Below are 8,930 nucleotides of genomic sequence, written 5' to 3'. Positions count from 1 at the left end.
TGCGTCACCCTGTTTTCTTACACCATTAATTGCAATCAAAGCCTCTTGTATATTTTTTCGAGCTAGTTCAAGACTTTTAATTGCTTCTCTGGTTGTAACAGAAATGTCAGCCATGTTGTCGTAATATTCGTGAACGCTAGTCATAATGCTTGCCCTCCAGTGTATTTCTTGGCGTAGCCGCCCAACCAAGGCGGCTACTTGTAAAAAAGCACTTAAACGAATCAATCTTAACGGCGTAACTGAACTAACCTAAACACTTGTTTTTGGCACACTTTAAGTAGGTCAACTGCTAAGCTTAGGTTTAGTTTGAGGAATCTCACGTGGGAGGTTGGTATTAGGCCATTGATTTCTTCCAGTAATGCGCTACAAGTTGAAAGAGTCTCACAAAACTTAGGACTTTTAACTAAGTTTTCTACTTCCTCAATCCAACTAAAATCTAATTTTTTAGTTTTCCTTTTCTGACAAATTTGTAAATGTACTTTCCTCCTTTAGGTATCACCCCCCAACCTAAAGCTCTTACATCCATTTGAAGCTGATCGGGTTTAACTTTTGGTATTAGTCCTGATTCTGTGTGAGAATCTATCCTTGTCTTTAAACTTTTGGGGTCTACTTCAACCAAAATAGATGGGGGGCTTGTTGCCCATTCTTTAGATGGAATTCCTGAAAGTTCAGCCAAGGTGTCAACTAAAATAGTTTCGTAGATTCCTTCTTTCGATTTTTCTCGAAACTCAAAATATGTTTCAAAAAAATCAAAAGCTTTACTTGAAGAATCCCAAACTCCTGTACACAGACCGGAAACTATTACATCCGCAACAAGCTTCCACTTTTGTAAAGGATAGGTAGAGGGGAATTCACTTCTTATCTGTCCTTGAACTTCACTGTGTCAATCCCAATTAACAGGACTTGCCCAAAAATTAGAAAGCTCTTTTTTCAAGGAATTAATAGCAAGTGTGTCAGGATTAATCAAGTTGCTTAAGTTAAGTCCTGGCTTGAATTTAAGCGTCAGTAATCGCCTCCTTATTTCATTACTACTAATTCGCCACACCGTAGTAACAACTTTGGGGCAAAACACGTAAAAAGGTATATTTTGACCTTTACCATTGCTAATGCTTTGCTTGTCCGTGTGCCTATCGTATCCGTTAAGAAATGCCGTCAATACATCTCTTTCCTCAAAAAACTCGCTATCAGCATTATCAAGTAAGTAAAAACAGTTTCTTTCAACTGAAAAAGTAGATGGATCAACCCATCGAATCTGATTGATATCGTTCTTGATACTTGCAGCCGTAGAACGTGCGTTAAGAATGCTTCCTGTTACACGAGAGAATATCTTAATACACTCTGATTTTCCCGATTCCGGCTCCCCCCGCAACTCAAGAATAGGGAGAATATCACAAAGTACGCTTGGAATAGATGCGTATGCTGCCAACAAAGGATAGGCGATCTCAGGATTGGGAATGGTAACAGTTTGCCGAAAAAGATTTTCGATTTTCCGACCAATAGACTCACCTTCAATTAAAACTTTACTGCTATCATCTTGTTTCAATCTTTTTAACCTCGCGTATTTCCCTATGTCCAATTCGTCGCTTTCAGATATATTTTCACCTTCTTGTATTGGGTTTTGCAACGCTTGTTGAATTTCAGGGGGTAAATTATTTGTCATTTCCACATCCCTGAGATTAGCTCAAGTGTTTTAATTAGAGTTTGCTGTTCCTCGATTCCTTCTGGCCCGCTCGGCTGCATTGCAAGTAAAGCACCTAATTCGTAGATAGATTTGACATCGTAAGTACTGCCAAGGTGTTGTTTCAAGAATTGCCAACGCGCTTCTAGTTTTTCACTTTCACTTTCGGGTTTCTGGTAAGTTTTTCCGTTGCTAGAATTGGTGGAAGTAATTTTTAACAATTCTTTGTCGCTGTCGGTTAACACTTTAAAATTTGTTTCAACAACAACGATTGTGTTTTTAACTTTTGCTTCCCAATAAGCAATCGTTGCTTCGTCTTGGGAAGTTTTCATTTCCTCTAAAAACTGAGGATTTACGTAAGGCGCAATGACTGCTGAAACGCAATCTCCATTAATGTTTTTTAGGACATCTTTGGCAAAACCGTAAAGGTAGTTTTCCCCAGGTTCTACTTCTTTATCCTCAAACTTTCTCGTTTCGTTGTTCCAAGTAGGTTTTTTATCTTTGTATAAACTCAAAAGAACTTTTTGATTGTCAACTTTCCAAGCCTTGTCTTTTGAGTTTTCTACTCCGACACACTGAAACGACAGGATGCCGTAAAAAGTGACAGATTTGTCATCTACGGCGTAACACGCCTCAGTAAAAACTATCCGATCGTGCATAGTCACGCGATCGGGTGTCACAAATAAGCGGTGGGGCTTATTGTCTTTGCCTTCGTAAAAATTAACGGCCATAGTTTTGGTAGTGGATGATTAAATGTTTTGAGGTGTATTTTCTGGTCTAGCCGCCTTGGTTGGGCGGCTACTTGGAGAAAAAGCTACTTAAAGAGGCTGACTTTACAAAATTCTCGGAACAGTTCGCGAGAATTTTCTTCTAAAGACTGTTGATTGCAATATTCGACAAAATCAATTACGACTTGTGTAACAAGAGCGATTAACTCATTTTTGCTGCCTTCGGATAAAAGCTCTTGTCTAGTCCCATCGAACAAAAAATCGTAGAACTCCTTGAGAAAGCAATACTTAATGTAGCTTTCGTTGTAATGAACGAATCTAAGCTTAGCGGTTGCCGACTGAGGAGCTTCTGATTTGAGGAAGGATTTTTTCTGTTGAACCATTCCCTCGTCTTGTAGCATTTCAATTCGAGGAGGGATGAGGGTTCTTGTTTCGTGCCAAGGAGTAGCCGTAATTTCCATTGTTTAATTTCCAAAGATTAAAGCAAGTTTTTTGTTAAGAACTGTAGGCAAGTGAAATAAACTACACTTTGCCACATCAGGTACAGCTAAATCTGCATAATTGCTTGCTACAAAAAGCATTTGCTGCAACGTAATTTTGTTTGACGCGCATAGCGCTAAGTGTTTGATTCTGGCACTATCAGTTAAAATCCCTTTTGGTTCAATTATTAAAAAATCAAAAGGGTTAACTTCTGGCAACATAGCCCAAAGGCGAAAAAATTTCTCGTCTAATTCAACCGGGCCAACAACTAAATCCGCACGATAGGTTACTGCTGAACCTAAATCACTTTTTGGAATAGCCAAAAAATTAACCTGCCTTAGTAATTGCAAGTGAATTGGCAATATAAGTGCAATAGTTCGATAGCAGTAGTATTCGTGCATCGAATCAAATTTGTAACACCGCTTCAGAATGTGACTGTCTAGGTCTTTTAAGAGCCTAAATTCACGAGTTCCGATCGCGCCGTCCCAGTACGCAACATTTTTAACTGGGTCGAAGTACACTTTTGAATTGTTGTACTTTCGCTTGATTTGAGTCACTATTTTATTGTCAAGGTTCGTTTTTTGTTCATATTTTTATTGTGTAAGTAATTTATTTTTTTAAATTCTCGAAACATTACAATAATTGTTAACAAAAGTTACAATAAGTTGACTGTGTACACTCATTGGTTCTATAAAAGTATGAGCGATAAATTAAAATCCAAAAGGGATAGTGTACGTTTAGATGTCCCTTACAAAATGCAACTAGACAACAAGTTTAAACCCTATTCGACTTGTAACGTAACAAGCTTGGCAATGTGTTTAGAGTATTACGATGTAGGTTTTAAGTATGGGTTTGACGGGAAAAGGCTTAAAGAAAATAAAAATACCCAGCTTGAAGATGAACTTTACCAATATATGTCTGAAAAGGGCTTAAACAAGCACTATCCTGAAGACTTAGCGCAAGTAGCGCGTGATTATGGAGTTAAGGATGACTTTACGGCTTACGGTACATTTGACCGCTGCAAAGAACATTTAAGTAACGGCAATCCGTGTGTCATCCACGGTTATTTCACGCAACCGGGTCACATTATTGTGTTAGTCGGTTACAACACCACTGGATTTATAGTTCACGATCCATACGGCGAATGGTTCAGTACAGGTTATCGCACAGACCTAAGCGGTAAGAATTTACACTACAGTTACGATTTAATCCAGAAAACTTGTGCCTACGATGGTCAGTTTTGGGTTCACTATCTCAGCAAGTAAGTGTAGTTTTTGAAGTAGCCGCCCAACCAAGGCGGCTACTTGTGAAAACAAAGATAAAGGAAGCTAGACTCACAATATGCACACAATGTGAGTCTAGTTTTTCTTCTTCCGTGCCTGACGATCGGAGTTAAAACTCAACCAGTATTTGATTGACATCAGCCCGTGTTGGCGGGAATTGCCCGCCCCGTTCGTGGTGAACAAGCAGTCGCTTCCACGTTATACCCGATCGCAAATCACCAAAATGTTGGGCGTAGGCATACCGCCCCTTAGTTTTTGCTTCTTCCATCAGAGCCAATTTATCCTTGGGGGCGGTACGCCGCTCTACTATTCGGTAGTGCTGACTCATTCTCACGGGTTCGGGTAGTGGCTCGTAAGCTTTGTTTGCGATCATGGACAGCGCCGATAAAGCGCGAACCGTTGCCGTTGTCGCCGGCATCCAACAAGCTAACTTGAGCACGGCCCGTGGAGGCAACAGGTAATTCAAGCTGGGACGACCTATCCAACAAATACCCAGCACGGGTTCTATGTATTCAAGAAAACTTTCGGAGCAACAAAATAACCCATCCCCTACCAGTTGATTTTCAAAGTTGCGAATCAGGCGATCGGTAGTTTTTGGCTCAACGCCGTAAAGGTTATCGCATTGCTCTGGTAACAGCACCGGGGCTTGATAGTAGTGGAGCCACTGTATCCCGGATTTGGTACAGTTGAGAACTGAAAACGCTGCTGAATGGGGAATCCCATCGAATACGGCGTCCCGATACCAGCGAAGCGCCAAAGGGGTGTCCCGCGAATACGTTAAAAATTGCGATCGCGGGGTATTACAAGCGGACTGTTGTGACATAATAAAATAGCCAAAAGTTCTTATACAACTGGAGGCAAATGCACCCTGAAAGCGTTCGCGCGCCGTAAGGGTGTTGAATTACTAAGACGATCGCACCATTTCGTCACCTGCGTCAACTCTCAAATTCGGTCATATTCAGTCATTTTTACAAGTAGCCGCCCAACCAAGGCGGCTAGACCGGAAAATACACTCAAATACTCTCACTTGTACAGAATTACGTTTCGCTTTACCAATGGAATGGGTTTCTTCAAAAGCGGAAGCCGCAACACTGCGTGGTCAAACTCACAGTCCGCAATTGGGCGGCGCTCTTCTGGCATTACCTTCTCCTTTACCACAATTATTTCTTTGGTTGGTTTTTTGTACTTGGTCGTAGATGTACTCTCGCTTCGGTTAAAGCCATCTTTATCTGGTACGGCATCAAATATTTTGAGTATCGCCGTAAACAAATCAATTCCGTCTTGCTTAGTACGGACGTAGGCATACCCTTCAAGTCCTTGTAAACGTGCTATTTGCCCGCTGTACGACAAACATTCTTTGCCTTTTTTCCAAACGTATTTGGTGTCGCCAAAAATAGTTTTAATCTTGCTTGCCCACATTTTGATGTCAGCAGGTGTGACAAGTTTTGCAAGTTTACTTGCGGCTATTTTTTCGTTATCGGTGTAGCCCGCGCACCTAATCCACTTGACCCCTACTTTTTTGTCAGCGCTAATAAAACGAAGTTCAATTAACGGAAAACCTTTAAGAGGTGGTTTGCTGTTTCTGCCGGATACACTTCCCGTGCTACCGCCTTGTTCGTATCCAATAGCAACAATGTGATGTACTAAATCTCGGCCTGTACCCGACAAACGATAAAAAGTATTTTCATCATCTTTATCAGGAAAATATTTAATCCACCTACCGATATTATTTTTATTTTTAGGTGTGACATCAATAAATTTTGGTTTAGTCCACTCTTGTAAATCAATTTTGTTGGTAGGTGGTGTAGAAAATTCTTTCCACCACTCGTCAAAGTCTATACCACCTGTTGCAAGTAGCTCGTTAACTGCAAAAAGTAAAGACGGTTCGTCTGTCTCAAGTGTGAGGCGTTTATCGGTAGGTTTTTGAGGCATATTCAATTCATTTATTTTTTTGTGCAAACCTATAGGGTTTAAAGAATTATAACATTATATTTTTTTGAGCTTTATACGCTAAATTAAAAACACATACACAAGATTTTGTCACTTAAAATTATGGCTAGATTTAGAGATATCATGCGAGCGGACGAGCTTAAAGCTCAAAAAAACGCTTACGAAGCCTACCTAAAATTAAGCACTCCCGAAAAACAAGCTGCTTACGCGGCTAGTATGCTTGGCAAAAGATCTAATGTAGGACGACAAATAGGCTACATTCGTCCTTTTGGAGGGCCAGATAATTTTTACTATGAGACAAAGGTTCTAGCTGCACCTGCCAAAGCGCCGACACCTAAAGAGCAGACCGAAACCAGTTTAATTAATACAGTGACTACTGCCATAATTGCCGCAACAGGTAAGCACGTAGTTACTGCAGTGCCAACAGGTACAAATTTAGTTATCAAAAGAGCGCGAAAAATTCAATTTGCAAAAGTAAAAGTAATTGTTCCTGGTTCTGAAGTTAGGGAGAATCGTTCAAGTCGTTTTACAGGAAAAAAATACACTCAAACAGAGGTAAATTCGGTTTCTTGTAGTTTTGGACGTTTAGACCAAAATCAAAACGAACAAGATGCTCAAACAGCTATTATAAACGCTTTGCGAAGTTCTTTGCCTAATGCAACTATTTTGTTTACACCTCAAGGTTTTGTAGGTTAATCAAGTGTTGCAATTGAGTTCTAACAGCTCATTGTGGGTAGAGATTTGGCAAACTTCACCAAATTCTAAAAGTGAAATTGTTTGCCCTTTACTTTTACAATCACCAGTCATAGCGGTTTTAATTACCGCTATGACTTCCTCAGACAGAGAATGGATTTTAGCAGCCTACTTGCAAAGAAAAATATTTACAGGCTTGACTACAATAGACGGAAAACCGGACGCAAAATTAAATTTTAGTAAAAAATTGTGGTTAAACAAATTGCAACTTTTTACTTACTCTGTAAAATGTGAATATGAATTAAGTGCGAATTGTTTTATATACGGTAATGGTATTAATTTGACTGTTTGGGAGTACACGGGAGAAATAAATTAACGTGACAACTAAAGATTTACTCGAAATTATCATTTTAATAATTGGCGGAGGAGGAGGCGCGGCTACCGCAGGCTTTGCTTTTGCTATGTCTAAGTACAATACTAAACTCGAAAAGCTGGAAATACAACTCGAAAAAAGTAACTTAAATTCAGGTAGAAAGATGCAACAAAATATTGACCATCTTTTAACAGAATTTGGAGTAATTAAATGTGATGTGCGTGACATAAAAGCCGTTTTGATGCGTCAAGGTATAATTCACGATAGAGCGGGTTTCCCTGAAGAAAATATTCCTAGACATACAGATTGGACTATTGAAGATGCTTGAAATTGACCGTTACGTTTATCGGGGCTTAATGCTTTTTCTTTGCAGTAGCGCCACTGCGGTTACTTTTGGGGCGCTAGCTATAGGATTAAAAATCAACGGCGATGCACCCGCAAATTTGACTACTTTGGCTAGTACGCTATTTGGTTTTGCAATCGCACTCGCAGCCAAAACTAAAGGAAGTTAGTTTTTAAGTGTATTTTTTGGCGTAGCCGCCCAAGCAAGGCGGCTACTTGTAAAAATGAAGGTAAAAATATGGCAGTAGTAACGGCGGGAACAGATTCAACGATAAACGCAACTACGATTGAGGGACAGTTGTGGCAATTAATGCACCTAATCAATTAGGCAGAAAAAAGTCTAGCTGCACAAAATTTCAACATGACCAAAAGTGATGATTTTATTTTAGAAGGGGACTTTGTAATTCCCGGACAAGTTATTTACGATACATCCATCGGATTTTTTACCAGTAGCGCTACTCCTTATTTGCCAACACTTACTTTTAATCCGGGTAATCCTGTCGGAACAATAAAATCGCAAACGTTAAGTCAGTATTTTGTTGACGTGATTAATTACATCATTTATTGGCAAAATCAACCAGCAAACAATCCCAATAATTTAGCCAACTGCACTTTTAACTTTGATTATAATTCTCTTCAATATTCCGGTAAAGTGATATTGCCTTACGCAGCAACCCTGGGTACAAACGGTTCAATTATCGAAACAGCAACAGAATGGTTAATGACATGAATAACAGTGAAAGTAATAAAGTGTATCGTGAAACTTATCAGAAGTGGATGGAAAAACAAACAGAAATTAACAAATTAGAAGCACAGCTTAATAAACTTCAGCGAGAAGCTAGTGAACTGTGGCAACAAGTTGAAAAACATAAACGAGAAAAATTAAATGGCTGAAATAAAAACTTGGGGAGTAACGATTGAGAACAGTGCGCTCGCTTTCTCTACTGAGGGCATCCAACCCGGTAAATGGCTACAAAATACGGCAAGTCAAGTTTGGGGGGCTATCAAAAAAGGAGTTCAAACTGTTATTGAATTTGGAAAAAAAATATGGGAAGGGGGGAAAGAATTACTTGCTGCGATCGGACGTGGTGACTGGGCGTTATTTGGACAGTGGTTAAAAAACGATCCGCTTGGCTTTCTCGCGGGAGGAGCTGCCGTTGCGGTTGCTGGATGGTTTATCGGTAGTGCTACCGGACTAACTGCTCTTGCTACTGGCGGTATAGCTTCCATGTGGAGTGCACTAGGGAGTATCAAGTTAGGTGGAGTTGCGCTAGGGGCAATGCTTCCGACACTCCAACAAGCGATTGTTGGTACAACAAATACTATTACAGCAGATTGCAGGTAAATAGAGTACAGTTAAGATAAGTATATGTGCGATTCGTTTAACCTAAATGGATTAAAAA

15 protein-coding genes are annotated in these 8,930 nt (G+C 39.9%); 8 read left to right on the top strand and 7 right to left on the bottom strand.

From position 1 onward, the window contains the following. Nucleotides 1–436: 436 nt before the first annotated feature. From QUA71_RS28220 to QUA71_RS28200, 5 genes are all read right to left on the bottom strand, one after another. Entirely contained in the window at nucleotides 437–676 is a 240-nt protein-coding gene (locus QUA71_RS28220) for a hypothetical protein (RefSeq protein ID WP_333290199.1), read from the bottom strand. 207 nt (nucleotides 677–883) lie between these two features. After that, complete coding sequence (locus QUA71_RS28215; RefSeq protein WP_333290197.1) at nucleotides 884–1,660, bottom strand: hypothetical protein; 777 nt, start codon at nucleotides 1,658–1,660, stop codon at nucleotides 884–886. Next, on the bottom strand, nucleotides 1,657–2,409 hold the full coding sequence (locus tag QUA71_RS28210; protein WP_333290196.1) for a hypothetical protein: 753 nt from the start codon (nucleotides 2,407–2,409) through the stop codon (nucleotides 1,657–1,659). The genes QUA71_RS28215 and QUA71_RS28210 overlap by 4 nt, the downstream gene beginning before the upstream one ends. 83 nt (nucleotides 2,410–2,492) lie before the next feature. After that, on the bottom strand, nucleotides 2,493–2,867 hold the full coding sequence (locus QUA71_RS28205) for a hypothetical protein (RefSeq protein WP_333290194.1): 375 nt from the start codon (nucleotides 2,865–2,867) through the stop codon (nucleotides 2,493–2,495). 3 nt (nucleotides 2,868–2,870) lie between these two features. Continuing rightward, the gene (locus QUA71_RS28200; RefSeq protein WP_333290192.1) at nucleotides 2,871–3,209 is read right to left on the bottom strand and encodes a hypothetical protein; all 339 of its coding nucleotides are present in this window, start codon (nucleotides 3,207–3,209) and stop codon (nucleotides 2,871–2,873) included. A gap of 375 nt (nucleotides 3,210–3,584) precedes the next feature. Here QUA71_RS28200 and QUA71_RS28195 point away from each other — a divergent pair, with 375 nt between their 5' ends. After that, entirely contained in the window at nucleotides 3,585–4,151 is a 567-nt protein-coding gene (locus tag QUA71_RS28195; protein WP_333290190.1) for a C39 family peptidase, read from the top strand. Nucleotides 4,152–4,278: 127 nt separating this feature from the next. Here QUA71_RS28195 and QUA71_RS28190 read toward each other — a convergent pair whose 3' ends face one another. Together QUA71_RS28190 and QUA71_RS28185 are read right to left on the bottom strand one after the other, a co-directional pair. Then, nucleotides 4,279–4,992: a hypothetical protein gene (locus tag QUA71_RS28190; RefSeq protein ID WP_333290188.1), complete on the bottom strand. Its 714-nt coding sequence runs from the start codon at nucleotides 4,990–4,992 to the stop codon at nucleotides 4,279–4,281. Nucleotides 4,993–5,192: 200 nt separating this feature from the next. Continuing rightward, nucleotides 5,193–6,101 carry a hypothetical protein gene (locus QUA71_RS28185; protein WP_333290186.1) on the bottom strand — a complete coding sequence of 303 codons (909 nt, stop codon included), beginning with the start codon at nucleotides 6,099–6,101 and terminating at the stop codon, nucleotides 5,193–5,195. Between the two features lie 105 nt (nucleotides 6,102–6,206). Between QUA71_RS28185 and QUA71_RS28180 the strand changes: the two genes are divergently transcribed. The 7 genes from QUA71_RS28180 to QUA71_RS28150 all read left to right on the top strand — a co-directional run bounded on the left by QUA71_RS28180 (nucleotide 6,207) and on the right by QUA71_RS28150 (nucleotide 8,872). After that, nucleotides 6,207–6,815: a hypothetical protein gene (locus tag QUA71_RS28180; protein WP_333290184.1), complete on the top strand. Its 609-nt coding sequence runs from the start codon at nucleotides 6,207–6,209 to the stop codon at nucleotides 6,813–6,815. Nucleotides 6,816–6,828: 13 nt separating this feature from the next. Further along, entirely contained in the window at nucleotides 6,829–7,188 is a 360-nt protein-coding gene (locus tag QUA71_RS28175; RefSeq protein WP_333290182.1) for a hypothetical protein, read from the top strand. Between the two features lies 1 nt (nucleotide 7,189). Further along, a complete protein-coding gene (locus QUA71_RS28170) occupies nucleotides 7,190–7,513 on the top strand; it encodes a hypothetical protein (RefSeq protein WP_333290180.1) in 324 nt (107 codons plus the stop codon). Next, on the top strand, nucleotides 7,506–7,697 hold the full coding sequence (locus QUA71_RS28165) for a hypothetical protein (RefSeq protein WP_333290178.1): 192 nt from the start codon (nucleotides 7,506–7,508) through the stop codon (nucleotides 7,695–7,697). The genes QUA71_RS28170 and QUA71_RS28165 overlap by 8 nt, the downstream gene beginning before the upstream one ends. A 191-nt stretch (nucleotides 7,698–7,888) precedes the next feature. Beyond that, the gene (locus tag QUA71_RS28160) at nucleotides 7,889–8,257 is read left to right on the top strand and encodes a hypothetical protein (RefSeq protein ID WP_333290176.1); all 369 of its coding nucleotides are present in this window, start codon (nucleotides 7,889–7,891) and stop codon (nucleotides 8,255–8,257) included. After that, nucleotides 8,254–8,421, top strand: coding sequence for a hypothetical protein (locus QUA71_RS28155; RefSeq protein WP_333290174.1), 168 nt, complete (start codon nucleotides 8,254–8,256; stop codon nucleotides 8,419–8,421). Before QUA71_RS28160 ends, QUA71_RS28155 begins: the two co-directional genes overlap by 4 nt. Continuing rightward, entirely contained in the window at nucleotides 8,414–8,872 is a 459-nt protein-coding gene (locus QUA71_RS28150) for a hypothetical protein (protein ID WP_333290172.1), read from the top strand. The genes QUA71_RS28155 and QUA71_RS28150 overlap by 8 nt, the downstream gene beginning before the upstream one ends. The last annotated feature ends 58 nt before the right edge of the window (nucleotides 8,873–8,930 follow it).

Source organism: Microcoleus sp. MON1_C5, assembly GCF_036701875.1.
GTDB lineage: Bacteria > Cyanobacteriota > Cyanobacteriia > Cyanobacteriales > Microcoleaceae > Microcoleus.
This window is presented reverse-complemented; position numbering and strand designations above follow the sequence as displayed.